The organism is Rhodococcus sp. NPDC079359, from assembly GCF_040702585.1.
Lineage (GTDB): Bacteria > Actinomycetota > Actinomycetes > Mycobacteriales > Mycobacteriaceae > Rhodococcoides.
This window is the reverse complement of the sequence record NZ_JBFBLH010000004.1, coordinates 1-24788: the sequence shown is the minus strand read 5'-3', so window position 1 is coordinate 24788 and position 24788 is coordinate 1. Positions and strand designations below refer to the sequence as shown.

General features: G+C 65.5%; 26 protein-coding genes. 9 read left to right on the top strand and 17 right to left on the bottom strand.

Annotation, left to right across the window (positions count from 1 at the left end; translation table 11 throughout):
• Positions 1-50 precede the first annotated feature (50 nt).
• Genes AB0362_RS11430 through AB0362_RS11415 form a run of 4 tightly spaced genes read right to left on the bottom strand, consistent with a single transcriptional unit; the run spans position 51 to position 4061 of the window.
• Entirely contained in the window at positions 51-869 is an 819-nt protein-coding gene (locus tag AB0362_RS11430; protein ID WP_149405271.1) for a galactosyltransferase-related protein, read from the bottom strand.
• The gene (locus AB0362_RS11425) at positions 866-1873 is read right to left on the bottom strand and encodes a glycosyltransferase (RefSeq protein WP_149405270.1); all 1008 of its coding nucleotides are present in this window, start codon (positions 1871-1873) and stop codon (positions 866-868) included. Before AB0362_RS11425 ends, AB0362_RS11430 begins: the two co-directional genes overlap by 4 nt.
• On the bottom strand, positions 1870-2979 hold the full coding sequence (locus tag AB0362_RS11420; protein ID WP_149405269.1) for a glycosyltransferase: 1110 nt from the start codon (positions 2977-2979) through the stop codon (positions 1870-1872). The genes AB0362_RS11425 and AB0362_RS11420 overlap by 4 nt, the downstream gene beginning before the upstream one ends.
• The gene (locus AB0362_RS11415) at positions 2976-4061 is read right to left on the bottom strand and encodes a glycosyltransferase family 4 protein (RefSeq protein ID WP_149405268.1); all 1086 of its coding nucleotides are present in this window, start codon (positions 4059-4061) and stop codon (positions 2976-2978) included. The genes AB0362_RS11420 and AB0362_RS11415 overlap by 4 nt, the downstream gene beginning before the upstream one ends.
• A gap of 168 nt (positions 4062-4229) precedes the next feature.
• Between AB0362_RS11415 and AB0362_RS11410 the strand changes: the two genes are divergently transcribed.
• The 4 genes from AB0362_RS11410 to AB0362_RS11395 all read left to right on the top strand — a co-directional run bounded on the left by AB0362_RS11410 (position 4230) and on the right by AB0362_RS11395 (position 8628).
• Positions 4230-5156 carry a WcbI family polysaccharide biosynthesis putative acetyltransferase gene (locus tag AB0362_RS11410; protein WP_262498274.1) on the top strand — a complete coding sequence of 309 codons (927 nt, stop codon included), beginning with the start codon at positions 4230-4232 and terminating at the stop codon, positions 5154-5156.
• Positions 5153-7474 carry a glycosyltransferase gene (locus tag AB0362_RS11405; RefSeq protein ID WP_262498273.1) on the top strand — a complete coding sequence of 774 codons (2322 nt, stop codon included), beginning with the start codon at positions 5153-5155 and terminating at the stop codon, positions 7472-7474. The genes AB0362_RS11410 and AB0362_RS11405 overlap by 4 nt, the downstream gene beginning before the upstream one ends.
• Before the next feature lie 85 nt (positions 7475-7559).
• A complete protein-coding gene (locus AB0362_RS11400) occupies positions 7560-7793 on the top strand; it encodes a hypothetical protein (protein WP_231893824.1) in 234 nt (77 codons plus the stop codon).
• Positions 7794-7803: 10 nt separating this feature from the next.
• Complete coding sequence (locus tag AB0362_RS11395; RefSeq protein ID WP_149405266.1) at positions 7804-8628, top strand: CDP-alcohol phosphatidyltransferase family protein; 825 nt, start codon at positions 7804-7806, stop codon at positions 8626-8628.
• On the opposite strand, the gene AB0362_RS11390 is transcribed toward AB0362_RS11395, so the two are convergent.
• Together AB0362_RS11390 and AB0362_RS11385 are read right to left on the bottom strand one after the other, a co-directional pair.
• Positions 8576-9412 carry a YihY/virulence factor BrkB family protein gene (locus tag AB0362_RS11390; RefSeq protein ID WP_149405265.1) on the bottom strand — a complete coding sequence of 279 codons (837 nt, stop codon included), beginning with the start codon at positions 9410-9412 and terminating at the stop codon, positions 8576-8578. The two genes, AB0362_RS11395 and AB0362_RS11390, sit on opposite strands and share 53 nt — an antisense overlap.
• Before the next feature lie 39 nt (positions 9413-9451).
• Positions 9452-9844, bottom strand: coding sequence for an OsmC family protein (locus AB0362_RS11385; protein WP_094639042.1), 393 nt, complete (start codon positions 9842-9844; stop codon positions 9452-9454).
• 213 nt (positions 9845-10057) lie between these two features.
• Here AB0362_RS11385 and AB0362_RS11380 point away from each other — a divergent pair, with 213 nt between their 5' ends.
• A complete protein-coding gene (locus tag AB0362_RS11380; RefSeq protein WP_149405264.1) occupies positions 10058-11011 on the top strand; it encodes a ferritin-like domain-containing protein in 954 nt (317 codons plus the stop codon).
• A gap of 80 nt (positions 11012-11091) precedes the next feature.
• On the opposite strand, the gene AB0362_RS11375 is transcribed toward AB0362_RS11380, so the two are convergent.
• Positions 11092-12273: a zinc-dependent alcohol dehydrogenase gene (locus AB0362_RS11375; RefSeq protein WP_149405263.1), complete on the bottom strand. Its 1182-nt coding sequence runs from the start codon at positions 12271-12273 to the stop codon at positions 11092-11094.
• Positions 12274-12397: 124 nt separating this feature from the next.
• On the opposite strand from AB0362_RS11375, the gene AB0362_RS11370 reads away from it, so the two are divergent.
• A complete protein-coding gene (locus AB0362_RS11370; protein ID WP_317808605.1) occupies positions 12398-13405 on the top strand; it encodes an iron-containing redox enzyme family protein in 1008 nt (335 codons plus the stop codon).
• On the opposite strand, the gene AB0362_RS11365 is transcribed toward AB0362_RS11370, so the two are convergent.
• Positions 13387-13551 carry a CDGSH iron-sulfur domain-containing protein gene (locus AB0362_RS11365; protein WP_149405611.1) on the bottom strand — a complete coding sequence of 55 codons (165 nt, stop codon included), beginning with the start codon at positions 13549-13551 and terminating at the stop codon, positions 13387-13389. The genes AB0362_RS11370 and AB0362_RS11365 overlap by 19 nt on opposite strands.
• 46 nt (positions 13552-13597) lie before the next feature.
• The gene (locus AB0362_RS11360; RefSeq protein WP_317808603.1) at positions 13598-14284 is read right to left on the bottom strand and encodes a HemK2/MTQ2 family protein methyltransferase; all 687 of its coding nucleotides are present in this window, start codon (positions 14282-14284) and stop codon (positions 13598-13600) included.
• 204 nt (positions 14285-14488) lie between these two features.
• Between AB0362_RS11360 and AB0362_RS11355 the strand changes: the two genes are divergently transcribed.
• Together AB0362_RS11355 and AB0362_RS11350 are read left to right on the top strand one after the other, a co-directional pair.
• Complete coding sequence (locus AB0362_RS11355; RefSeq protein ID WP_317783984.1) at positions 14489-14911, top strand: hypothetical protein; 423 nt, start codon at positions 14489-14491, stop codon at positions 14909-14911.
• Positions 14912-14960: 49 nt separating this feature from the next.
• On the top strand, positions 14961-16160 hold the full coding sequence (locus AB0362_RS11350; protein ID WP_317808601.1) for an FAD/NAD(P)-binding oxidoreductase: 1200 nt from the start codon (positions 14961-14963) through the stop codon (positions 16158-16160).
• Here AB0362_RS11350 and glsA read toward each other — a convergent pair.
• Complete coding sequence (gene glsA / locus AB0362_RS11345) at positions 16116-17363, bottom strand: glutaminase A (RefSeq protein ID WP_317808600.1); 1248 nt, start codon at positions 17361-17363, stop codon at positions 16116-16118. The two genes, AB0362_RS11350 and glsA, sit on opposite strands and share 45 nt — an antisense overlap.
• Before the next feature lie 114 nt (positions 17364-17477).
• Between glsA and AB0362_RS11340 the strand changes: the two genes are divergently transcribed.
• Entirely contained in the window at positions 17478-18476 is a 999-nt protein-coding gene (locus tag AB0362_RS11340; protein WP_317808598.1) for a fumarylacetoacetate hydrolase family protein, read from the top strand.
• Between the two features lie 2 nt (positions 18477-18478).
• On the opposite strand, the gene AB0362_RS11335 is transcribed toward AB0362_RS11340, so the two are convergent.
• From AB0362_RS11335 to AB0362_RS11305, 7 genes are all read right to left on the bottom strand, one after another.
• A complete protein-coding gene (locus AB0362_RS11335; protein WP_255183086.1) occupies positions 18479-18613 on the bottom strand; it encodes a hypothetical protein in 135 nt (44 codons plus the stop codon).
• Positions 18614-18764: 151 nt separating this feature from the next.
• Positions 18765-20945: a catalase/peroxidase HPI gene (gene katG, locus AB0362_RS11330; protein ID WP_317547802.1), complete on the bottom strand. Its 2181-nt coding sequence runs from the start codon at positions 20943-20945 to the stop codon at positions 18765-18767.
• 79 nt (positions 20946-21024) lie between these two features.
• Complete coding sequence (locus AB0362_RS11325) at positions 21025-21504, bottom strand: Fur family transcriptional regulator (protein ID WP_068050305.1); 480 nt, start codon at positions 21502-21504, stop codon at positions 21025-21027.
• Between the two features lie 198 nt (positions 21505-21702).
• Positions 21703-22167 carry a MarR family transcriptional regulator gene (locus AB0362_RS11320; protein WP_317808596.1) on the bottom strand — a complete coding sequence of 155 codons (465 nt, stop codon included), beginning with the start codon at positions 22165-22167 and terminating at the stop codon, positions 21703-21705.
• 10 nt (positions 22168-22177) lie between these two features.
• On the bottom strand, positions 22178-23977 hold the full coding sequence (locus AB0362_RS11315; RefSeq protein ID WP_317808594.1) for an acetyl/propionyl/methylcrotonyl-CoA carboxylase subunit alpha: 1800 nt from the start codon (positions 23975-23977) through the stop codon (positions 22178-22180).
• A gap of 14 nt (positions 23978-23991) precedes the next feature.
• Entirely contained in the window at positions 23992-24246 is a 255-nt protein-coding gene (locus AB0362_RS11310; RefSeq protein WP_317808592.1) for an acyl-CoA carboxylase epsilon subunit, read from the bottom strand.
• Positions 24243-24788: carboxyl transferase domain-containing protein (locus tag AB0362_RS11305; RefSeq protein ID WP_366235633.1), on the bottom strand; the 546-nt coding region annotated here is incomplete at its 5' end. The genes AB0362_RS11310 and AB0362_RS11305, both read right to left, overlap by 4 nt.

The following is a 24788-nucleotide window of genomic DNA, read 5'->3' as shown; positions in this document are numbered from 1 at the left end:
GGAGGCCGATCGCCCTCACTGTTGCGCGGGGCCGTGCCGGTCCGAGCGAGTCAGCCGGCCGTGCGGCGGATCCCGGAGCCGTCGAACTCGACGAGTCCGCGAGCCGCGAAGGCGTCGAGCCATCCGATCATCGGCCACCGCCCCCATCGGTCGAAGAACGTGCGCGCGTTGGCGACGATGTCGTCGAGATGTTCCACCGGAGGATCGGAGACCGGATGGAACTGGTGATAGGCGTGAGCCCCACCGACCCACCGCAACCCCATGCGCGACGCCTCCGCGGTGGCTGCGAAGTCGGTGTCCTCACCGCCGTAGCCGGTGTAGTCCTCGCAGAAGCCGCCGAGTTCGGTCCAGGTCGTTACCCCGACCGCGAAGGACAGCGACCAGAAGAGATCGAAGTTGTCTCCGCGCTCGACGGTGCCGACCGGCGGGTTCGGCCGCGCCGGGTGCGGTGCGGTCAGCAACGTCAGAGCCTTGCCCTCCGCACCGATGTCCTTCTCTTTCAGATAGGTCACCGGGCCGCAGAGCAGGGATCGCTCGTTGCCGGGCAGCGTTGCCGCACGGCGGTACTGCTCGATCATGTTCGGGCCCGGAATGCAGTCCACGTCCAGGAACACCAGCAGTTCCGCGCCACGTTCGATTGCTGCGGCCGCGCCTCGATTGCGGGCGCGGGCCAGCGGCAGCGGGGTCTGCGGGGGCATGTCGATGCACGTCGCCGCCGAACCCGATCGTGCGAGCACGTCTTCTATCGCGTCGTCGCCCATCGAGACCACGACGTGTTCGACCTGCTCTTCCGATGCACTCAGACCGCGCACCTGAGCGGCCAGGTGCTCGTGCCGACCGGACACCACGGTGACGACGACGGTCTTCACTGTCGCGCCGTTCGAGGTGCGGCCTGCTCGATCGCCCTGGCAGCACGTGCGGGTGCGCCCTCGGTACGCAACGCGGACCACCGCCGGCCACCGATCTCGAGAGCGCGATCGGCAGCAGCATGCCATCGCGCGACGGACGGCCACGAGTCGAGAACCTCGGCGAACGGGCCGCCCGCCAGCGCCGCGGCGGTGGCATGCTGCTCGTCGAAGGGACGGGCCTGCGGCACGACGATGGCCGGCGCGCCCGAAGCAGCGACGTCGGCGACGGCGTTCTGGCCGGCGTGCGTGACGACGAGTGCCGCCGAACACAGCACCGGCCACACGTCGTCGACCCAGTCGCCGCCTGCGACGCCGAGTGCGCGGAACTCGAAGCGGCCGTCCACCGCCGACCACGAGTCCACCAGGTCTCGGGTCAGCGCCGTGCCACCGGCGGCGCCCAGAACCACCACGGTCGGATCGGCGTGGGCAGTGTCTCGCTCACGTTCGGCGAACCGGCTGATCGAGCCTGCATAGGTGGTCTTCTCGGCGAAGGGCCGCAGCCAGGTCGGGTCGTAGACCTCGCGGGACCACGGTGCGACGATGTGGGTCGCAGCCCGGTAGGCGAGGTTGTGGATCGGATCATCCCGCTCCCCCGGTATCGCCATCACGATCACGCGAACACCCATGAGCCGCAGGAACATCGCTACTTCCACCGATACGTCGACCACCACTGCCCGCGGTCGCTCGCGCGCCACCCACTCCGCGATGATCGCCATCCGTTCGGTCAGACCGTCCACGTCGTGGGGAGCCCAGTGCAGCACCCCTCCAGCCGAACTGTCCACCGCCGCATCGCCTTTCACGGAGTCGTCCACGTCGAGAGGAAGCGAGATCCACTCGGCCGCCGCATGCGCTGTCGGTCGAGCACGCGAGGACAACACCGTCATCGGCTCGGCCATCGACCGTGCGATGGCGTCGGAACGGGTGATGTGACCGACCCCGTGGTGGTGCGCGTAGTAGCCGATCATGCGATCGCGAGTCGGTCGTCCACCGAGTCGACCGCCGCGGCCAGAGTCGAGTGGTACAGCGCCTCGTACTCGTCCACCATCCGGCCCATCGAGCACACCTTCTCCGCCCGGGCCCGGACGTCGGACCTCCTCAGCGCTGCCGCCGCGGGGATCGCTGCGGCGAGGCCGTGTACGTCGTCGGCAGCCACCAGCACTCCCGACGAGCTGTCCACGATCTCCGGTATGCCGCCCCTGGCGAACGCGGCGACGGGAGTGCCGCAGGCCAGCGCTTCGGCGACCACCAGGCCGTACGGCTCGGACCAGACCGGCGAGACCAGCGCGACCTCGGCACCTGCCACCAACGCCGCCAGGGCGGGCTGATCGAGGTGTCCGACGTACCGGATGTTCTCGTCGAGCATGGGTTCGACGAACTCGTGAAAGTACTCGAGATTGCTCAGCGGACCGGCGATACGCAGCGAGCGCCCTGCTTCTTTCGCAGCCGCGATGGCCAGGTGCAGCCCCTTCTCCGGGACCACCCGACCCGACCACACCACGTAGTCGCCCCCGGTGCCGAACGGCCAGTCCTCCAACGAGATTCCGTTGCGAATGACGACGGTTCCGGCGGTGACATCGGCCCACTGCGAGGCGGCGAACTCGCTGACAGCGGCAAAGGTGTTGGCACCCGGAGGAGCCAACGCAACCGCGGACTCCAGCCACGCGAACGGAGGTGTGTGCAGTGTCGTCACCATCGGTACCGACAGCGTCGCCGACATCGCCAGCGGCAGGTAGTGCAGGCTGTGGTTGTGCACGATGTCGAACGACCGAGACAGCGTCCCGGCCAGTTCCAACATCACCGCCAGATACGCGTGATGCTCACGGATCGCGGTGGGAGTGATCGCCACGTCGGCGATCGAGATCGGCGTCAGATCCAACGTTCGGACCGGCAGCATCGTTGCGTCCAGGTCGACGCTCGATCCGTCTGCAGCGAACAGACTCACCTGATGTCCACGCTCGGTAAGCGCGCGCACCAGGTTGTAGACGTGCGCCTCCAGACCGCCGGCGAAGGGTTGTGCCACTGGAAAACTCGACGACGCCAACACCGCGATGCGAAGTGGGTTCTCGTTCAACGCATCTCCTTTGTCACTGCTGAATAGATCGCGGCATGAGTTGCTGCGATTCGCTGTCGTTGCTCCGCGCGAACGCCCGAATCGAGCGCAGGCGTTCGATCGGCGTGCGCTGCTCGCACGGCAGCAACGAGGGTTTCGGGATCGAACGAATCGATTCCCATTCGGAAACTGTGCACCCGGGCCTGATCTGCGTAGAAGCCGCAGTCCGACGCGACCACGGCGGTCCCGAGATCGCGGCAGGCCTCGAGCCAGCCCGAGTGTGTTCCGAAGCGATAGGGCAACACCGAGACATCGATCGACGACAGATAGTCCCACAGCGCGTCGTCGTCGAAACGTTCGTGCACGCGCACGTCGACATCGGGAAAACTCGTGTAGTCCAGCAACTTTGCGCCGACCGTCGGGCTGTGCCAATGGCTGGAGGACTCGAACACGTCCTCGTCGATGTCCAACCGGACAGTGGCGTCGGGCAGCGATCGTGCGGCCTCGACCACGGCATCCATCACAGCCAACGGGTCCATGTTGGACCGCAGGTTCTTGGCATGGACGCCGATGACGAACGAGTCCGACTCCGGGCGCGGCAGTGTCATCCGCTCCAGCGGCACGACGTGCGGATGGTCCACCACTGTTGCCTCGACGCCCCACCGATCGTGAATCCAGGCAGCGGCTCCCGCGGTGAGGGTGATGACGGCGGCGGCAGCGGGAATCAGTACGTCCAACTGTCGCAGGTGATCGGCGCTGTCCGCGAAATGGGGATTGTGCAGGTCGTGAACCGTCAGAACCAACGGCTGCCGGTGGGCGCGCAGATGCTCGACGGTGCGGGTGAGTTCGTCGGCCGTGAAGGACTCGAACCCGAAATGCACGTGCAGCACATCGAAGTGCACGTCGGTCTGCTCGGCGAGCCACCGAGCATCGAGCAATCGTGGGGGCCACCACTGGCCGGGTACATCGACTCTTACCGGGGCAGGATCGGGCAGCACGATCACCGCCGGGTCGACGGACATCTCGTGTGGGGCGGCACCGACGACGGGCTGCAGGTGTCGGACATAGGCGTGCGAGGACGGAACCGATGCAACGCGAATCATGAATTCCTTCGGGTACAGGCAGGTGGATCGTGCCTGGTCCCGACACGCGATACGTAGCCTGTACCCAGTTGGTGCCGGGTTCAATCGGGGTTGGCGAAGCCCGTCCGCCGGGTCTACGTTGACGAGAGAATGGTCCAACAAGAACGATCACACGACGTCGGGGCAAGCATGGACGGTCGCACCCGCCATTACGGCGAATTCTACGGACTGGCGGACGACGCCGAGAAGGACGGACCGCTCCTGCTCGTCTGGGGAAATTGCCAGGCCGAGGCACTGCGCATCCTCCTCGGTTCCGACCCGGCCATGCCGCTGCGGACGGTACGCATCCCTCCCGTACACGAGCTGGAAGCCTCGGACCTGCCCCACGTCGACCGCCTCGTGCGCCAGGCGTCGGTGCTGCTCACCCAGCCGGTTCGAGCCGGCTATCGGTCGCTGCCACTGGGGGTACCCGATCTCGCCGACGCGCTCGCACCCGGCGCCACCGTGGTCCGGTGGCCGGTACTCAGATACGCGGGGCTGCACCCCTTCCAGGTCATCGTTCGACACCCGAGCGACCCCGCTGCCGTCCCGAACATGGTGCCGTACCACGACTTACGGACGATTCTCGCCGCCCGTCGCGGCCTGAGCGGCGACGAGGACTGGGATCGACCGGTCTCGGACGACGGTCTGCGACAGGCAGCCGAGGCGAGCCTCGACGAGTTGCGCCGACGCGAACGCCGAGACACCGACATCGTTGCCTCCGACCTGTTCGCAGATGCCGGGATCGACGCCACCCACACGATCAACCATGCGACCAACGTGGTGCTCGGCGCTCTCGCCCAGCGGATACTCGATCAGTTGGGGACCGGGAGCACGGTGCGAGATCCGGGACGCGAACTGCTCGGCGGCGTTCGCGCGCCCGTCGAGGGGCGAGTGCTGAATGCTCTGGGTCTGCAGGGTGATTCGCGGCCGAACTGGTCGGTGGACGGCGCTGCCGTGTCGCCGGATTCCGTTCACCGCGCGCACCTGCAGTGGTACGCGGATCGTCCCGAGTTCGTCGATGCGGCGCTGGAACGTCACGCCGAATTGATCCGTACCCTGGAGCTAGCACCGTGACCGGGACGGTACTTCATCTCGTCATGGGGCCCGACGAGCACGGTGTCGTCCGCTGTGCGCACGAATTGGCCTCCGCCACAGCCAGTCCGGTGATATCGGATCTCGAGCAGCTCCCCCTCGACAGTGCGATCCACGTGCACTTCACCGACCGGTTGTTCGGCCGTACTGCAGAGGCGGCGGCGGATGCTTTCGTCGCCTTCGCGCAGCGGCACCGCGCACCGATCACCGTCACGATGCACGATGTCCCGCAGGCATCCGACGGCCACGCATTCGAGGCGCGGAAGAAGTGCTACCGGCGGGTGGCCGATTGCGCCGCTGCCGTCGTCGTCTCCAGCATGCACGAGCGGCTACTGCTCGACGACGTCCTGGACGGTGGAGACGACGTTCGGGTGATCCCGCTTCCGATCGGACGCGCGGAGCCACGAACCGAAGACCGCGTCGCCCCGCGAAAACTCGTCGGCGTACTCGGATTCGTCTACCCGGGTAAAGGGCACGAGGAGGTGCTCGATGCCATGACGTCGCTGGACACCGACGTCGACTTTCTCTCGATCGGGTCCGCATCACCGGGCCACGAATCCATGATCGACGAACTCGGCCGTGCTGCAGAGCAACTCGGCCGGTCGTTCACCTCGACCGGTTTCGTTCCCGATGCAGAGCTGAACGAGATCCTGCGGTCGATCGCGATTCCCGTCGCGTTCCACCGACACGTGTCGGCATCGGGTTCGATCAATTCCTGGATCGCGGCCGGCCGTCGACCACTCGTCCCGCGCGGTCGGTACGTGGAGGAAATGGAGACCAACTCCCCCGGGGCGCTGTGGATTCACGAGAATTCGGTCGACGGCCTCGCGTCTGCGATGGCGGAGGCTCTGCGCCATCCCGACAGGACCTGGCAGAACCGCGACGTGGTCACCTACCCCACGCTCGAGCAAGCAGCCGTGCTGTACCACGCACTGTTCGACGAACAGTGTGCACGAACGGCAGACCAGCTACCCGACGGCCGATGGGTGGTTCCGGGCAATCGGTGGGATCTCGCCGAGCCGGTCGATCGGGAACCGCGAGTGTCCGTGGTGATCCCGTACTTTCGCCAGCAGCGTCAGCTGGAGTTCGTACTGACCGCGCTGACACTGCAGAGCTACCCGGCCTCGCTGCTCCAGGTGATCGTGGCCGACGACGGGTCCCCCGATGCACCGGACGTCGACGGCTTCCGGACGGACCTGGACATCACCGTGGTTCGACAGGACGATCTCGGCTTTCGTGCGGCGGCAGTACGCAACCTCGGCGCATCGGTGGCCGACGGGGAGATTCTGTGTTTTCTGGACGCCGATACCGCCCCCGAACCCGGGTACATCGCGGAATCGGTACGGCTGACAGGGGCGGTTCCCGATGCCCTCGCCGTGGGTCGGCGACGCCATGCCGATCTGACGGGCTGGTCCGCCGAGGACGTGGCCGGGTGGTTCGGCGGCGAATTTTCCGCACCACCGGAGTTGTCGGAGCCGGGGTGGCTTCGGGACGGGTATTCCCGCTCGCGAAACCTGCTCGATGCCGATCGGCGTTCGTACCGGTTCATCATCAGCGCCGTCATGTCGTGCAGCCGTCGGCTGTTCTCGGAGATCGGTGGATTCGACGAGACCTTCGTCGGCTACGGCGGAGAGGACTGGGAGTTCGCGCATCGCGCCTACGACGCCGGTGCCGTCCTGGCGCACCTGCCCCGAGCGGTCGCCTGGCACGACGGACCCGAATGGGCCGAGCGGACGGGTGGGGATCGCGAACGCAAGAATCTCGAAGCGCTGATGCTGTCCTCGCGCATCACCGACCCTGCGGCTCGCACTCACGGCCTCGTCTACGCCGTGCCCGAGATCGTCGTGGTCGTCGAGTGCGCCGGACACAGCTCTGCCTCGCTGCTCGCCACGGTCGGTTCCGTTCTGCGCGAGCGAGATTGCGCGGTGTGGCTGGACGGTTCGGACGCGGCGTCGTTGCGAGAGCAGTGGGGCGACGTGGACCCACGCGTCCATCTGGGTCGGCCCGGCGACACCGGCCGCAGCCACATGGTCGTACACGTCCGCGGACTCGTACTGTTCGGTGAGCACGCTCTGCGCCGAATGCTGGCAACCGGTGCCGATCGCATGACCGTGGACGTCGGGGGCTGCGGTGTCGTCGAGTGTCGCAGTTCGCGGTCGAGTGCGCGCGCGGCGCGGTGGGCCGATGAGCTCGGTCGTGATCGGCTCGATGCGGCCGAAGGCCTCTTCGGGCACATGCACCGCACGGCCGTCGAATTCGGGATCTCGACCGGTGAACATCAACCGAATCTGTCCTGGTGAAGGGAAGTACGGTGCGGCGGCCACTGATGGAAGAATGGATGTCCGCGCTCGTCGGGGACGACGTAACAGCAAGGTCGGGTGAACAATGAACAGAACGCTGTATTCGATGCTCTGGATGATGGCGATCATCGCCCTCATCGCATTGATCTGGGGCACAGTCGGTTACGTGTACGCCGACGAACATCCTCTGCGCCGTGCGGCGTTCGTCGGTGGCGGAGTGTTGATCTCGGGCTGGCTGATCGTGCTCGCTGCCGTGGGCATCAAGATCTCGCGACTGAAAGCGCGGCGGAGAGCGAGCAACTCCGACGACGACCGATAGTCCGGCTGCGGTGCGGATTGAGAACGCCGCGGGCGGGTACTCCGCATCGAAGTCTCGACGCGCAATCGCCGGTCACCCGCTCGTCGAGTTCCTCTCAGTCAGTGCCGAGCAAGGGTTCTCGATGGTCAATCAGCGCAGTACGTCGAAGCAGCAGGGTGTGCCGGTACGTCCGGCGACTCGCGAGGAGTATCTGTCGACGTGGTCGACGCTGCACAACGGCATCGATCCTTCTGCTTCCGGGTTGGTCTCGGGTTGGCTTCGCGTCGTCTATGCGCTGAGCGCGCCGCTGGTCCGCGCGTCCGTATCCGCCCACGCGGTCACGCTGACCGCCGTCGTCGTGGCAGGAGCAGCAGTGGCCCTGTCTCGCCCCGGCACCTCGGCACCACTGATCGCGGCTGTGCTGATCGTGATCTCCGGCCTGCTCGACGGTATCGACGGTGGGGTCGCGATGATCGGTCGCTCCCAAACTCAGTGGGGGTACCTGCTCGATACCGTCGCCGATCGCTGCAGCGACCTGCTGCTCCTGGCGAGCGGTCTTGCGCTCGGAGCACCGATGCCGCTCGTCCTCGCGGTCGGTGTGACGACAATGCTGCACGAGATGGCCCGTGCCCGCGCGGTCGGTTCCGGCATCGAGGATGTCGGTTTTCTGACGGTGTGGGAGCGCCCCTCGCGGGTGATCGCGGCTGCGGTCACGGCGACGGTTGCCGGTGCCGCTCCGGCCGCCGCCGGATCATCGGCGACGATCGGAATGTCGGTGACGTGCGCGCTCGCAGTCGTCGGGTTCATGCAGTTGATGTTTGGGCTGCATCGACGGGCCGATCGAACTCGGCGGTGACCAGCCAGCCGGCCAGAGCCAGCACATGGAACACGAACATCCACAACATCATTGCCACTCCACCGCCGATCGCGGTGAGGCCTCCGAACGGCGCACCCAGGTCCACCGGTATCGCCAGGAACAAGATGAATCCATGGACGAATCCGGTGACGATGGACGAGGTGACGAGTGATCCGACGATCAACGCCCGCCAGCCCACCGCACGTGGCGCAATCACGCGATAGGTCCATGCCAAGGGGACGGACAGGATCACCCACAGGCAGTTGAAGCCGAGGAAGACGCGCGCCGCCATGGCACCGATTCCGCCGCCACCGGTCGTCGCTTCGAGCAACCACGCTAGGCAGAGGACGCCTGCCAGCAAGACAGGCGCTGCGGCGAAGAACGGCACCATTGCCAGCCGACCCCGCCAACCGGTGAACGATTCTCGGATCGGAGCGAACCGCACGATCGCCCGGCGCAGGCCCTCCCCGTAGAACGTCGCGGGAAAGATGGCGATCAGGACGCCGATCGGGCCGAGTTCGATTCCGGCAGTGGCCAGTCCGTCCACGGCCGCGCGAGCACCCAGGGCGTCGGGCAACAACGCCGAGATGGCGTCGAAGCCACCGCGCACCCAGTCGGCCGACACCAGCAGAGCGCAGGCGCGGATGGTGAGGAGCAACAGCGGCACCACGGCGATGACGGCGTAGAAGGTCAGTCCGCCCGCGATCAAGGTGGTGTCCTCGCGGGCGAACCCGGCTTTGATTGCCTCGACTCCCCGCGCTGCCCTGGTGCGTATCGAGGTCATCTCGTGCGGGCACCGAAGTACAGGGCACCCGTCGACGGGTCATTCAAGGGTGACCTCCACTCCGTCGATGACCTTGAGGAACGGGCAGATCGAGGTCGCCTGCGCCAACACTGCTTCGGCGTCGTCGGTACCGGGAAGAGATACCGCGAGTGCGAACGTCGCGTCGTAGCCGGATGCGTCGGAGTCGGTGAGCACCACGGTGCCCTTCACTGCAAGTTCGTCGACGCTGCCCCCGACGGTTCCGAGCGCGATACGCAGAGATTCGACCAGGCAGCTCGACAATGCGGCGGCCATCAGCTGTTCCGGGTTGGTGTGCTCCCCCGGCCCCCCGAGTTGCTTCGGTTCGCGCACACCGAGGGACAGCACCCCGTCGTCGGAGGTGACTCCCGTCGCGGTGGCAGAGACAGTTGCTGTGTACAGCTCGGTGTTCATCGATGTCGGATGTCCAGTCGGCAGCCGATCGAAACCGTCAGGTTCCGCACCTGCGGAAGGAGGCCGACGGGTACGTGTCGCTGTTCACATATCGGACACATCAGTTTGGTCGAACCTACCGACGGGTAATGCTGCAGTCAGGGCCGAGCATCACGCTGTGACCCACAGGCATCGGCCAGAGTAAATCGACCACCCGACCGAAAGGGGAGCACCATGAGCACATCGACGTTGATCGCCCAGTTGCGTGTCGCACTGCAGCTGACGAACACCGAAATCCAGATCGCCGAGACTCGCGTCGTTCAGGCGCGCACCGAGGCGGTACGCCGGGAGTTGACCCAGAACGCCGCGAACGGTCGCGACCGCGCCGCAGCCATCGAGGAAGCCCTTCGCGGACTCGGCGGACTGCCCGATCTCGTGTCGCCGTTCCTGGGACGCACGCTCGCCGCAGTCAAGGCAGTGGCCGAGCAAGCACAGCCGTTCAACGAGGCCCTGCTGGGCGATCTCGCCCTCGAGCAGCAGCTGCTGGGCCGCGCCAAGTACATCAAGGCTCTGGCCACCGCAGCGAACGAGCCCACCGTCGTCGCTCTGGCGACTCGGCTGGCCACGGCGCACAGCGCCACGGTGGAATGGCTCGAGACCGTCCTCGCGGAAGATGCACTGGGCGGACCCGCAGCACTGCGTCGCACCCCGTTCCAGGCCGCCGCAGGCACCGCGGTCAAGATCGTCAACGCGCCCGCAACCTGGTCGGCTCGCGGTCTCGACCGTGCACTGGACGCAGCTCGCGCTACCCCGGACCGCCTCGCCGGACTTCTGGGCCGCGGCGCTCACGCCGGTGACGTGGCAGTCAAGACGCTGACGGCAAGTCGCGATGCAGCACTCGAAGCAGCCGAGGACGTCACCCGCAGCGAGGGCGTCGATACCGTCGCCGACGCAATCCACACCGCGCGGTCGGCCAGCGGAACCCTGGACGCCGACGAGCTGCCGATCGCGGATTACGACGACCTGAACGTCTCGGACGCCGTCGCCGCCATCAAGGACCTCACCAACCCGACCGACGTTCGCACCGTCGTGACGTACGAAGAGGCACACAAGAACCGCCACGGAGTCGTGTCCGCAGGACAGACGCGCGTGGCAGCAATCGCCAAGGACGTCATCTCCATCGACTGACGAAGATGGATTGATCCTTCTGCGAATACCGATGCGGCCCGTGAACTTCCGGGCCGCATCGCTGTATTCGAAGGACGTCTCTAGGGCTTCAACAGCACCTTGATGGCACCGTCCTGCTTCTTCTGGAAGATGTCGTACGCATGCGGAGCCTCCTCGAGCGAAAGCTCGTGTGTGGCAAACGAGTCGACGCCGAGGGGATCGTCGTCACCGAGCAACGGCATGATGTCGTCGACCCATCTCTTGACGTTCGCCTGCCCCATCCGGAGCTGAATCTGCTTGTCGAACATGGTCATCAGAGGTAGCGGATCGGCCATGCCGCCGTACACCCCGATGATCGAGATGGTTCCGCCGCGGCGGACGATGTCGATTGCCGAGTACAGCGCGCCGAGTCGATCGACACCGGCCTTCTGCATCATCGGCGCGGCCACGGCGTCCGGAAGCATTCCGACGATCTGCTGTGCGAGTTTGCCGACCGGCGATCCGTGCGCCTCCATACCCACCGCATCGATGACCGAGTCCGTGCCCCGGCCGTCGGTCATCTCGCGGATGACGTCGCCGACGCCACCGCTGTGCTCGGCAAGGTTCACCGTCTCGATTCCCCGCGCTGCGGCGCGGGCGAGTCGCTCGGGTACGAGGTCGACGGCGATCACTCGCGCGCCCTTGTGCTGTGCGATGCGCGCTGCCATGTCTCCGATGGGCCCGAGTCCGAGGATGGTCACCGATCCCCCGTCGGGAATTGCCGCGTACTCGACGGACTGCCATGCGGTCGGCAACACGTCGGAGAGGTAGACGAATCGCGAATCCGGAGGTCCCTCCGGAACTTTGATGTGAGTGAACTGCGCCTGCGGGACGCGGAGGTACTCGGCCTGACCGCCGGGAACTTGCCCGTAGAGCTTGGAGAAGCCGAACAGTGCTGCACCCGTTCCCTGCTCGCGCACCTGCGTGGTCTCGCACTGGGTGTAGAGGCTCGAATCGCACATGTAGCAGTGCCCGCAGGAGATCTGGAACGGGATGACCACTCGGTCTCCGACTGCCAGATCGCCGGTCTGCGAACCGACTTCCTCGACGATGCCCATCGGCTCGTGGCCGAGGATGTCACCTTCGTCCATGAAGGCACCGAGTGTTTCGTACAAATGCAGGTCCGAACCGCAGATGTTGGTCGTCGTGATCTTCACGATCGCGTCTGTCGGCAGTTCTATCCGCGGGTCGGGAACGGTGTCCACGCCGACTTTCCTCTTGCCTTGCCAGGTCACTGCGCGCATATGGTCCTTCCGATGGAACGACCTCGAAGTTCGATGTCGTGCACTGCGCATTGCCTGTTGTGACAGGTCACAAACACAGAGGTCGTGAGTGGTTGGTACCGAGCGTCAGCGGGTAGCCACCACTATGACCGCGTTGTTCTCAGTCGATCCGTCCACCGCCCGCTCCCCTGCGCTGCCCACTCCCTGTGGGCCGATCTCCGATGCCATCACTCGGCGCCTGACCGCGGGTGAGCCGAACGGGACTGAGATTATGCCGACACCGACCGAGGTCGATCCCACGTCACGAGACGTGCAACTGTCACTTTTAATCTGCTACGAACTGCACTACCGCGGATTCGAGGGTGTCGCCGACGCCTGGGAATGGGATCCCGAACTCCTTCGACTGCGAGGAGCTCTCGAATCCGCCTTCCTGGCCTACGTACGGGAGAACGTGGAACCCGGCACCGACGCGGTTGCAGAGATGGACGCACTGTCCATCGAGGCCACTTCGGGAACCGGCCCGTCCTGGTTCCTGCGCGACGAGGGGTCATGGGAGCAGATGCGCGAATACTTCGTGCACCGATCCGTCTACCACCTCAAGGAAGCCGATCCGCATGCCTGGGCCATTCCCCGCTTGACGGGTCAGACCAAGGCTTCCTACGTAGCAGTGGAATTCGACGAGTACGGCGGCGGCAAAGGCGACCGCCTGCACCAGCATCTGTGGGCCGAATCGATGGTGGCCGCCGACCTCGATGCAACGTACCTCGGGTACGTCGACCGCGTCCCGGCGCAGACATTGGCGTGGGTCAATCTCATGTCGCTCTTCGGCCTGCACCGTGGTCTGCGCGGTGCCACCGTGGGCCACCTCGCGGCAACAGAGATCACCTCGTCTCCGGGCTCACAGCGCTACGTCCAGGGACTGCAGAGGCTCGATGCCCCCGCAGCATGCATCGCGTTCTACGCCGAGCACGTCGAGGCGGACGCCGTGCACGAGCAGGTACTACGTCACGATGTGGTCGGCACGCTCCTCCGCCACGAGCCCGAACTGGAGGCAGATGTGGTGTTCGGAATGCGTGCGCTGGATTTCGTCGAGAACGAGCTCGCCGACCACGTGATGAAACGGTGGTCTGCCGGTCAGTCCTCGCTGGACTGAGAGGGTCGCCGCTTGGCGCGGTGGCTCGTGTCGCACAGCGGGTAGTTCTTGCTGCGCCGACACGTGCACACCGCGACGACGAAGCGATCCGACTCCACCCGCGTACCGTCGTCGAGTTCGATGTTCACCGGTCCGTCGATCAGCATCGGTCCGCCGCGGACGATTCTCACCGTGGTGCGCGCACCTGCCGCGTCATCGCTTGTCGCCACGAACGACCACCAACTCCTCTGTTCGGCACCCCGGAGCCAATGCTCCGCGAGCTTCCAGCCATTCTGCGCGCCGGTGCATTACAGGCCCGAAATCGATGGTCTGCCGGCCCGCTTCCGTCACCGAGAATCCGTTGTCGGAGAGCATTCTCACGGTGCGGTGGGGGCCGGAGAACTCCGAATGGACGACGAGCAGCACGCCACCCGGCGCGAGCAGGTCGGCCGAGGCGCGACACAGCGGATCGAGCACCGTCCGGCCGTCCTCGCCCGCATCCCAGGCGCGGTGCAGGCCCATCCCCGTCGGAGGAAGCTCGGACGGCACGTACGGGGGATTGCACAGCAGGACGTCGAACGGTTCGAGCTCGGCGGCCTCTGCCAGGGAACCCAACCTGACGTCCACCTCGACGCCTACCGAGCGCGCGTTCCGCTCGGCGCAGTCGACAGCGCGGGGCGAGATGTCGAATGCCACCACTTCGCGCGCACCCAACAGTGCGGCAGTGATCGCCACGGCACCACTGCCGGTGCACATGTCCAACACTCGCGCGCCGGGGACGATGCCCGTCGTGGCGGCGATGTCACACAGCAGAAGCGAATCCTCCTGCGGTTCGTACACCCCTGGATCGGCGTGCACGGATGTCAATGCTCGGATGGAATTGGATTCGGCTGTCGTCATCGGCGTGCCTCCCACGGTGTAGCGATCGTTGTCGTATTCCCGTCGGACCCGCAGTCAAACCCGTTGCCGTTTCGAGGCTTACGAACACCCCACCCCGGGTAGTCCTGTGGAGCGTGGTTGAGGAGTAGCCCGCGGTCCCCGAATGTCGACTGTCGATTCCCCCCGTGCGCCGGGCGAGGAGTTCGGCTGCTCAGGAGTGTGTTCATGATCGTCGTACCGTCCATCACGCCCCCGCTCGCCGAAGTGATTCCGTCGCTGAACGCCTCGCAGAGCTTCGATACCGAGATGATGCTGTCGGTCGACGAGAGCGCGGGTTCCGACATCGTCGTCCGAGTGACCGGCACGATCGGCGACTCGGATGTCCCCCTCCTGGCCGAAACGCTCGGTGAAGCGGCCGAGCGCGGGCGAGCGTTGATACTCGACCTGTCGTCGGTGGCCGGAGCCTCGGCCGGTGTCCACTCCGTACTCGACGCCACCGCCATCCGACTCGGCCGGTGGAATCAGCAACTGTCAGTGATACTTTCGCCGGCACTGCAGCAGTCCGGCATCGGTCTCGTACCCGATCGAGTCGAGGTACGAGAATCGACGACCGGATCCGTGCTCGCGCCGACAGCAGACACCCGGTGATCCGTTCGATGACGACGAGGGCACGCACCGAAGCGCGGCAGGTGTCTCTGTGACCACCCCGAACACGACCTACGACGTGCTCGTCGTCGGCGGCGGCAACGCGGGCATCAGCGCGGCAGCACGACTGCTGAAGAAGGGCATCTCCGACGTCGCGGTGCTCGAACCCAAGAAAGTGCACACCTATCGCCCACTGCTCTCGTACGTGGGCTCCGGTCAGGCAGCTCTGACCGAGGCCGAGCGCACCCAACGTTCGGTGATCCCGACCGGATGCGTCTGGCTGGAGGACTCGGCGACAGCGATCGACCCGGTGAATCGTCTGGTGCGCTGCGCGTCGGGCACCGAGTACGGCTACCGGGATCTCGTGCTCGGACAGGGTCTCGTCGTCGACACCGACGCGCTGCCCGGAGTGTGGGCCGCGCTCCGATCCCCCACCGTCACCAGCAATTACCTCGACCGAGCCGAACGCACCTGGCAGCTGGTACGCGATCTGCCCGCCCACAGCAGCGCGGTGTTCACCGTGCCGCGGCCACCGGTCGGGTGCACCGGCACCACCCTCAAGCCGCTGTTCCTCGCGGCAGACCATTGGACCCGCACCGGCCACATGCCGGGAATGGACATCACGCTGGTGGTGGATCGACACCGACTACTGGGTGTGCCACAACTCGACAGCATCGTGATCGCACGACTACGCGAGCTCGGCGTGCGCATTCTGACCCGCACTGCGGTGACGGCACTGCACCCGGAGAGCGGACACATCACCGTCACGGACCACGACGGCATCGACGAGCGGCTCGGCTACGACATGCTGCACCTCGTACCGCCGTTCCGCGGTCCGAAGTGGCTGGAGGAATCGAACCTGACCGGGTCCGCCTCGCACGGTGTCGTCGACATCGACGGACGAACTCTGCGCCACCGGATCCATCCGGAGATCTGGGCCGCAGGTGACGGCGCAGCCATCGACACCGATTCCTCGGGTGGCGCACTGCGCAAACAGATTTCGATTCTCGTCGACAATGTGATCGCAGCGCGCAGCGGCACGCCGTTGTCGGAGTACGACGGCTACACCGTGGCCCCCATCCCGGTCGACGCACACCGCCTGATCGCTGCCGAGTTCGATCGCACCGGCACCCTGACGCCGTCGTTGCCGTCGTTCGTCGATCCGCTGAAACCCCGGCGCTCCGCCTGGGCGTTCGACCGTTACGGCCTACCGCTGTCCTACTGGAACATGATTCTCGCCGGCCGACTCTGACCGATCGGGCGAGCCCATGAACCCGTCGGGGTCACGGGCGACCACCCGGTGACCGTCGTCCTCCAGGGCGCGAAACGCATCATGCAGGAGCCGTCGAGCCGTGCCGTCGATTGCCCGTACCTCACTGAAATCGACTGTCGTACTGTCATTTTCGCCGAAACCGTGGACCATCCGGGCGATGATCGCCTCGGCACCCGCGAACCGAAGATCACCCTGCAGCTCCACTGTGGTCACACCCTCCGCCTCGGTCACGCTGCGGATGGCCGATTCGCCGCTGGGTGCCACATGCATCATGTGCAGACCCAGATCGCGCGAGAGCCTCTCGAACACCGCCACCCCACGGACGCTGTTGCCGTGCTCGTTCAGCCTCGGAGACAGCACAGCAATCCCCACCTGACCGGGCAACACACCGATGATCGCCCCGGCAACCCCGCTCTTGGCCGGAATACCCACGGACGCGAGCCAGCTGCCGCTGCCGTCGTACATTCCACAGGTGGCCATGACCGCCAACACGTGTCGATCGATCGCCGGGTCGACCACCTGTTCGCCCGTGCCGGGATCCTTCCCCCCGTTCGCCAACACCGCGGCGATCCGGGCCAGATCGTTGCAGGTCACGGTCACCGCGCACTGACGTGCATAACCGTCGACGACATCGGCGGGCTCGGCTCCGAGATGGCCGACCGACTTCAACAGGTGCGCGATCGCGGTGTTCCGGTCGTCGGATTCGAGTTCTGCCTCGTACACCTGACGGTCGACGGAGAGTCCGCGGCCGGCCATTCGGCTCAGAAGGTCCGTCAATCGCCCTGCCCGCTCTTCGCTTCCGTCGCCTCGAATCATCGAATGCACCGCCAGCGCACCGGCATTGATCAACGGGTTCCGCGGTCTTCCGGTCTCCGCTTCGAGGGATATCTCGTTGAACGAGTCTCCCGACGGCTCGACGTCGACGGCCTCGAGCAGCGCCTCGATGCCGTTGTCCTCGATGGCGAGCGCATAGGCGACCGCTTTGGCGATCGATTGGATCGAGAATTCTGTGTCGGTGTCGCCCGCTCCGTGCAGCGATCCCCCGACGGTGGCGAGGGCGACCGCGAACGTGTCGGGATCCGCCGAGGCCACTACCGGGTTGCCCTCGGTCACCGTCCCTCCATCGAACTGTCTGCAGTCCTCCAACACGGAGGCGAGGTATTCGGGAACAGGCGATCTCATGTGTCCACGCTAGTCCTCGGCGAGCAGGTCTTGACATCACGGCCGTGCTGCCGCTTACACTCCTGGTTCCTCAACCGTTGTAGGGCCCCCTCCCGCAAAGATCGGATTCCTGACGTGCGATTGCGACGCCTGATCGCTGCCGACTCGACAGATCGTCTGGCCGTGTACGCACCCGAGTCGGGATCGTGGGTCGACCTCGATACCGCCGTGTCGACATTGGGTGCCGACGAGTCTCTACGCCCGCTCACCCGCACCGTGCTCGGGTTTCTCGATGCCGGCGAACGTGTGCGCGACGCGGCCTCTGCCGTGGTGCAGCGCGCCGTGTCCGAGGGAGTCGCGGTGATCGACCGACCGGCACCGACGCTTCCGGTGGTCCCGGCGTCGCTTCGCTGCTTCCTCGGCTGGGAGGCTCACTGGGATCTGGCCGCGCACAACCTGGTTCGCCGCAACCTCCCGAAAGCTCTCCCCTTCATCCGCGGATTCGAAGCCGTCACTCGATCGACGTTTCCGGCGCTCCGTCCGGGGCCGGGATTCGACGACCATCCGGTCTACTACACCGGCAACCACCTCACCGTCGTAGCCGACGAAGCTCCGGTCGAGTGGCCGTCCTACAGCCGGGCACTGGATTTCGAGCTCGAGTTCGGAGCGGTGGTGACCAGGCCCGTGCGCGACGTATCCGAGCGAGAGGCCACTGCTGCGATCGGAGGGTTCGTGGTGTTCGACGACATCAGCGCCCGCGACACCCAGTGGGAGGAGCAGCGCCGCACCCCGTTCGGTCCGGTGGTCAAGACCAAGACATTCGCCAGCTCCATGGGAGCCGACATCGTGACCGCCGACGAGATCACGCCGTATCTGGATTCGATGACAGCCACCGTCACGGTCAACGATGAGTTGTGGTCGACGACCGGCACCGCCGGTATGCGGTACTCGGTCGGCGAATCACTCGCATACGCCAGCCGTGGCGAAAACGTCTATCCCGGTGAACTACTGACGTCCGGCACGCTTCCGCGCGGATGCGGCCTGGAACTCGACCGATGGATCGCCCCGGGCGATCGCGTCGAGCTGAGTATTCAACGGATCGGATCGGTCACCAACACGATCGGGACTCGCTGAACTCAGCGCTCGGTATCGGATTTGTCGGTGGAGGCATCCTGGAACATCTCCAGGAACGATCCGAAGCCGGATGCTCCCTTGCGTGGTTCGTCCATGTTGTGGTCGACGGCTCCTGCCGCCCCCTCGTCGTGTGTCATGTCTTGTAGCTTGCCGCTCGCAAATTTCAGCGAATCAGGGACCGAGGACACGAATCGGCAACGAAAGATAACGGACCGATAACGACGAACTCGAAGCTATGGATGGATCGAGCACGGTTTCCATCCATAACTTCGAGTTCGGTCGAGAGAGTTAAGCCAGCTCGAAGCGATCGAGCATCATGACCTTGTCCCAGGCAGCGACGAAGTCCGCGACGAACTTGTCCTTGGCGTCGTCGCAGGCGTAAACCTCTGCGAGAGCGCGCAATTCGGAGTTCGATCCGAACACCAGGTCGTTGCGAGTTCCGGTCCACTTCTTCTCACCGGTCGCCGCATCCTTGGCTTCGTAGATGCCTTCCTCCGCGGCGGGGACCCATTCGGTGCCCATGTCGAGGAGGTTGACGAAGAAGTCGTTGGTGAGCGTTCCGACCTTGTCGGTCAGGACGCCGTGCGACGACTTTCCGAAGTTGGCTCCGAGCACGCGCAGTCCGCCGACGAGCACGGTCATCTCGGGTGCACTGAGCGACAACAGGTTCGCCCGATCGACGAGGGAGTACTCGGCCGGAAGCTTCTGACCCTTGCCGAGGAAGTTGCGGAAACCGTCGGCCTTCGGCTCGAGATCGGAGAACGAATCGACGTCCGTCTGCTCCTGCGTCGCGTCCATGCGGCCCGGCGTGAACGGCACGCTGACACCCGACGCCTGCTCGAGTGCTGCGACGCCACCGAGAACGACGAGGTCGGCGAACGACACCGTTCCGGAGAACGACTGCTGGACTCCCTCGAGCACACGAATGACCTGTGCGAGCTCGTCGGGCTCGTTGACCTCCCAGCCTGCCTGCGGCTGCAGGCGCAGACGGCCACCGTTGGCACCGCCGCGCTTGTCGCTGACTCGGAACGACGACGCCGCGGCCCAGGCAGCCGAGATGAGCTGCTGCTGAGTCAGTTCGGAGTCGAGGATCGTCTTCTTGAGCTCGGCGATCTGCGCCTCACCGATCAGTTCGTGATCGACGGCCGGGATCGGGTCCTGCCAGAGCAGAGTCTCGGACGGGACCTCGGGGCCGAGGTAGCGCGATACCGGTCCCATGTCGCGGTGGGTGAGCTTGAACCACGCCTTCTGGAATTCTTCGGCGAGCTCCTCGGGATGGTCGAGCCAGCGACGAGTGATCTGCTCGTAGATCGGGTCGACGCGCATCGCGATGTCGGACGTGAGCATCGACGGGTGGCGACGCTTGGTGGGATCGGCGGGGTCGGGAACGAGATCCGCGCCCTCGCCGTTCTTCGGGCGCCACTGGTGCGCACCTGCGGGGCTCTTGTGGAGCTCCCACTCGAATCCGTACAGCGTCTCGAGGAAGCTGTTGTCCCACTGGGTGGGTGTGGGGGTCCAGATGACTTCGAGACCACTGGTGATCGCGTCCGCGCCGACGCCACTCTGGTAGCTGTTCTTCCAGCCCAGACCCATCTGCTCGATGGGTGCACCCTCGGGTTCGGCACCGATGTGCTCGTCGGGATCCGCCGCACCGTGCGTCTTGCCGAACGTGTGCCCACCGACGGCGAGTGCCGCGGTCTCGATGTCGTTCATGGCCATCCGGCCGAAGGTCTCGCGAATGTCCAGTGCGGACTGCACCGGATCCGGGTTGCCGTTGGGGCCTTCGGGGTTGACGTAGATCAGACCCATCTGCACTGCAGCCAAGGGGTTTTCGAGACTGGTGCGGTCACCGTTGTAGCGCTCGTCGCCCAGCCAGGTCTGCTCGGGGCCCCAGTAGACGTCCTCGTCCGGCTCCCAGGCGTCGACGCGTCCGCCGGCGAAGCCGTAGGTCGGCAGACCCATGGACTCGATGGCCACGTTGCCGGTGAGCACGATCAGGTCGGCCCAGGAGAGCTTGCGACCGTACTTCTGCTTGACCGGCCAGATCAGACGACGAGCCTTGTCCAGGCTGGCGTTGTCCGGCCAGCTGTTCAGGGGGGCGAAGCGCTGCATGCCCGCTCCGGCTCCACCGCGTCCGTCCTGCTTGCGGTACGTGCCTGCGGCGTGCCACGCCATGCGAATGAAGAAGGGGCCGTAGTGACCGAAGTCGGCAGGCCACCAGGGCTGCGAGTTGGTCATGAGGGCTTCGATGTCGCGCTTGACCTCGGCGAGGTCGAGGGAGTTGAACTCGGCGGCGTAGTCGTAATCTGCACCCATCGGGTCGCCGACGGCCGGGTTCTTCTTGAGAATCTTGAGGTTCAGAGCCTTGGGCCACCACTCACGGTTGCCGCCACCCTCGACGGGCATCGGCATCGAATCGTGCATGACCGGACACTTGCCACCCGACTCCTGTGGCTGATCCTCGTTCATCTCTTTTTCGCGTGTTGTGTGATCTTGTGACACGTGCTTCCTTCCGAAGTGTGACGATCGGGCTGTGATCGAGGTCGATTCACGAACTCTGCTGTGTTCGAGAACCGGGAGGGAACGAAACAGGAGCTGTCGACTGCCCTCGAGCAGCCGAACACTGTGCGCAGAAGCCCCAGTAGATGACTTCCGCCTCGTCGATCGTGAAACCGACGGAGTCCGATGCGGTGAGACACGGCGTTTCGCCGACCGCACAGTCCACGTCGGCGATGACACCGCAGGAGCGGCACACCGCGTGGTGATGGTTGTCGCCGACACGAGATTCGTACCGAGCAGGAGATCCTGCCGGTTCGATTCGCCGTACCAAGCGCGCCGCGGTCAACGCATTGAGCACGTCGTACACGGTTTGCCGCGACACCTCGGGCAGCACCGATCGCACGAGCCCGAGGATCGTGTCGGTGTCTGCATGAGGATTGGATCCGACGACCTCGAGCACCGCGACCCGCGGACGGGTCACGCGCATGTCGGCGGTGCGTAACAGCTCCGCGTACGGTGAGATCGGCATCACAGCAATACTATCCTCCGCTTTTCTGGACAAAGTCAAGTATGCAGACGAATTCTCCGAATGTCGACCGCAACGACGCTCGACGCGTCACCTCGGAGCCGACACGACTCCCACTGTTCGTTTTCCGGTCACTCCCCCGTAGCACCGAACCCCGACTTCAGGCCGGGGTCGGAGACGTCGGCACCTGTTCGGCCTCGATCAGCGCCTGCCGTTCCACTGCTTCTCGATGCCGCGCAACACCTCGAGCGTCCGAGCAGAATCGACATCGACAGCCATCCTCGACCGGGCGCGCTCGAGCGCACGCTCGGCCCGCGTCACCGCACGGTGCCCCGAGTCGGTGGCCTCGACCATGTACTGCTGCCGATTTCGCGGATTGACGCTGCGCGCCAGCAGCCCCGCCTCGACCAGACTTGCCGTCGTGGCGGTGATACTCGTCCGGTGTCGCACCAGCTCCCGCGACAGCGCACTGTAGGACATCGGCCCTCGTCTGCACACCAGTTCCAGTACCTCGTACCTCGCCCAGCTGAGCCCCTGCGCGTCCAATGCCTCTGCCAGACGAACCCGCGCGGCCGACGCCATGCGCAGCACCGTGGACACGATTTCGAGCTCGGTCGAATGCACCGGCGAGCTACCACCGTCGAACGATTCAGCGAGGGCAGTCATCGAACATCCCCTACTTGATCTCTGCGAGGACGGTGCCTTGGGTGATGGCGTCGCCTGCGGTGACGGTCAGGCCGGTGATGGTGCCTGCTTTGTGGGCGTTGACGGGGTTTTCCATTTTCATTGCTTCGAGGACGGCGATGAGGTCACCGGCGTCGACGGTTTGGCCTTCGTCGACGGCGACTTTGACCACGGTGCCCTGCATCGGTGCGGTGACCGCGTCGCCGGATGCGGCACCTGCTCCGGCACCGCCACGGGTGCGGGCTTTGGGCTTGCGCCGTACCGCGCCCGCGGGCCCTCCGCCGTTACCGCCGCCGAGGGACAGTTCCCCGGGCAACGACACCTCGACGCGGCGGCCACCGACCTCGACGACGACGGACTGCCGCGGCAGGACCTCGTCGTCGTCGATGGGTTGTCCGGCGGTGAACGGGGGAACCTGGTTGTCCCATTCGGTTTCGATCCAGCGGGTGTGCACCGAGAAGGAGTCGCCGTCGCCGATGAACGCCGGATCGGAGACCACTGCGGCGTGGAACGGAATCACCGTCGCCAACCCGTGGACATCGAATTCGGCGAGCGCTCGACGTGAACGGGCGAGGGCTTCCTCGCGGGTCGCGCCGGTGACGATGAGCTTGGCGAGCATCGAATCGAACTGGCCACCGATCACCGAGCCGGATTCGACACCGGAATCGACGCGCACACCGGGTCCCGACGGCGCACGGAAGGTGGTGACCGGTCCGGGGGCGGGCAGGAAGCCGCGTCCGGCGTCTTCGCCGTTGATCCGGAACTCGAACGAATGGCCCCGCGGTTCGGGATCGTCGGTGATGGACAGTTCTTCACCGTTGGCGATCTTGAACTGCTGCAGCACCAGGTCGATGCCGGAGGTTTCCTCGGTGACGGGATGCTCGACCTGCAGACGGGTGTTCACTTCCAGGAACGACACGAGGCCGTCCTGTCCGACGAGGTATTCGACGGTGCCGGCACCGTAGTAGCCGGCTTCGAGGCAGATGGCTTTCGCGGAGGAGTGGATTTCTTTGCGTTGGGCGTCGGTGAGGAACGGGGCGGGTGCTTCTTCGACGAGTTTCTGGAAGCGGCGTTGCAGGGAGCAGTCGCGGGTGCCGGCGACGATGACGTTGCCGTGTTGGTCGGCGATGACCTGAGCTTCGACGTGGCGGGGCTTGTCGAGGTAGCGCTCGACGAAGCATTCTCCGCGGCCGAACGCGGCGACGGCTTCGCGGGTGGCGGAGTCGAACAGTTCGGGGATTTCCTCGCGGGTGCGGGCGACTTTCATGCCGCGTCCGCCGCCACCGAATGCGGCTTTGATCGCGATCGGTAGGCCGTGTTCGTCGACGAAGGCGAGGATCTCGTTCGCGTCTTTGACCGGCTCGGAGGTGCCGGGGACGGAGGGGGCTTTGGCGCGGGCGGCGATGTGGCGGGCGGTGACCTTGTCGCCGAGGTCGCGGATCGACTGCGGGGACGGTCCGATCCAGATCAGACCGGCGTCGATGACGGCTTGGGCGAAGTCGGCGTTCTCGGAGAGGAATCCGTAGCCGGGGTGGATGGCGTCGGCCCCGGACTTGGCGGCTGCGTCGATGATCTTGTCGATCACCAGGTACGACTCCGCGGAGGTCTGACCGCCGAGCGCGAACGCTTCGTCGGCCAGACGGACGAACGGGGCGTCGGCGTCGGGTTCGGCGTACACAGCGACACTGGCCAACCCGGCATCGGCCGCAGCCCGGATCACCCGCACCGCGATCTCACCACGATTGGCGACAAGAACCTTCGAGATTTTCTTATGGGAAGTCGAGGTAGTCATGTACTGAAATTCCTTCACTGGCCATATCGGGCATTGACGAAAAGAGCTGGGGCACTTGCAAGTCCGTAGCGATGCATGTCTTCCGGGCGACCCCACAGATCGATCGGGGCCGGCAACTCCTCGGCCACCGACGGCTGCGCGGCAGTCAAAACTGCAACGACAGCAGCAATCTCGGCGTCCGTCGGACTTCCGCGAAACGACCAACTGACAGACGCTGCGTCATGATTCGCTTCGTCGCTCGCTTCGTCATGATTCGCTTCGTCGCTCATAGTGGGATGTTTCCGTGTTTCTTGGGTGGGAGGGTGACTTGTTTGCGTTCGAGTAGTCGTAGTGCGGTGACGATTTGGCCGCGGGTGTGGCTGGGTGGTATGACGGCGTCGAGGTAGCCGCGTTCGGCGGCGATGTAGGGGTTGACGAGGGTGTCTTCGTATTCCTGCTGCAACCTCAGGCGCAGGGCGTCGACGTCCTCCCCGTTCTTGGCGGCTTCGAGCAGTTGTTTGCGGTAGACGAACCCGACGGCGCCGGAGGCTCCCATGACGGCGATCTGCGCGGTCGGCCAGGCGAGGTTGACGTCGGCTCCCATGTGCTTGGATCCCATCACGTCGTAGGCGCCGCCGTACGCTTTGCGGGTGATGACGGTGATCTTCCCGACGGTCGCTTCGCCGTAGGCGTAGAGCAGTTTCGCGCCACGGCGGATGATGCCGTTGTATTCCTGTCCGGTGCCGGGCAGGAACCCGGGAACATCGACCAGGGTGATGATCGGGACGTTGAAGCAGTCGCAGGTCCGCACGAACCGGGCTGCTTTCTCGGA

Coding starts and splice junctions, on each gene's coding strand:
- AB0362_RS11425 (WP_149405270.1), bottom strand. CDS start 1,873: ATGATCGGCTACTACGCGCACCACCACGGGGTCGGTCACATCACCCGT.
- AB0362_RS11415 (WP_149405268.1), bottom strand. CDS start 4,061: ATGATTCGCGTTGCATCGGTTCCGTCCTCGCACGCCTATGTCCGACAC.
- AB0362_RS11410 (WP_262498274.1), top strand. CDS start 4,230: ATGGACGGTCGCACCCGCCATTACGGCGAATTCTACGGACTGGCGGAC.
- AB0362_RS11400 (WP_231893824.1), top strand. CDS start 7,560: ATGAACAGAACGCTGTATTCGATGCTCTGGATGATGGCGATCATCGCC.
- AB0362_RS11390 (WP_149405265.1), bottom strand. CDS start 9,412: ATGACCTCGATACGCACCAGGGCAGCGCGGGGAGTCGAGGCAATCAAA.
- AB0362_RS11385 (WP_094639042.1), bottom strand. CDS start 9,844: ATGAACACCGAGCTGTACACAGCAACTGTCTCTGCCACCGCGACGGGA.
- AB0362_RS11380 (WP_149405264.1), top strand. CDS start 10,058: ATGAGCACATCGACGTTGATCGCCCAGTTGCGTGTCGCACTGCAGCTG.
- AB0362_RS11375 (WP_149405263.1), bottom strand. CDS start 12,273: ATGCGCGCAGTGACCTGGCAAGGCAAGAGGAAAGTCGGCGTGGACACC.
- AB0362_RS11370 (WP_317808605.1), top strand. CDS start 12,398: ATGACCGCGTTGTTCTCAGTCGATCCGTCCACCGCCCGCTCCCCTGCG.
- AB0362_RS11365 (WP_149405611.1), bottom strand. CDS start 13,551: ATGCTGATCGACGGACCGGTGAACATCGAACTCGACGACGGTACGCGG.
- AB0362_RS11360 (WP_317808603.1), bottom strand. CDS start 14,284: ATGACGACAGCCGAATCCAATTCCATCCGAGCATTGACATCCGTGCAC.
- AB0362_RS11355 (WP_317783984.1), top strand. CDS start 14,489: ATGATCGTCGTACCGTCCATCACGCCCCCGCTCGCCGAAGTGATTCCG.
- glsA (WP_317808600.1), bottom strand. CDS start 17,363: ATGAGATCGCCTGTTCCCGAATACCTCGCCTCCGTGTTGGAGGACTGC.
- AB0362_RS11335 (WP_255183086.1), bottom strand. CDS start 18,613: ATGACACACGACGAGGGGGCGGCAGGAGCCGTCGACCACAACATGGAC.
- katG (WP_317547802.1), bottom strand. CDS start 20,945: ATGAACGAGGATCAGCCACAGGAGTCGGGTGGCAAGTGTCCGGTCATG.
- AB0362_RS11325 (WP_068050305.1), bottom strand. CDS start 21,504: ATGCCGATCTCACCGTACGCGGAGCTGTTACGCACCGCCGACATGCGC.
- AB0362_RS11320 (WP_317808596.1), bottom strand. CDS start 22,167: ATGACTGCCCTCGCTGAATCGTTCGACGGTGGTAGCTCGCCGGTGCAT.
- AB0362_RS11315 (WP_317808594.1), bottom strand. CDS start 23,977: ATGACTACCTCGACTTCCCATAAGAAAATCTCGAAGGTTCTTGTCGCC.
- AB0362_RS11310 (WP_317808592.1), bottom strand. CDS start 24,246: ATGAGCGACGAAGCGAATCATGACGAAGCGAGCGACGAAGCGAATCAT.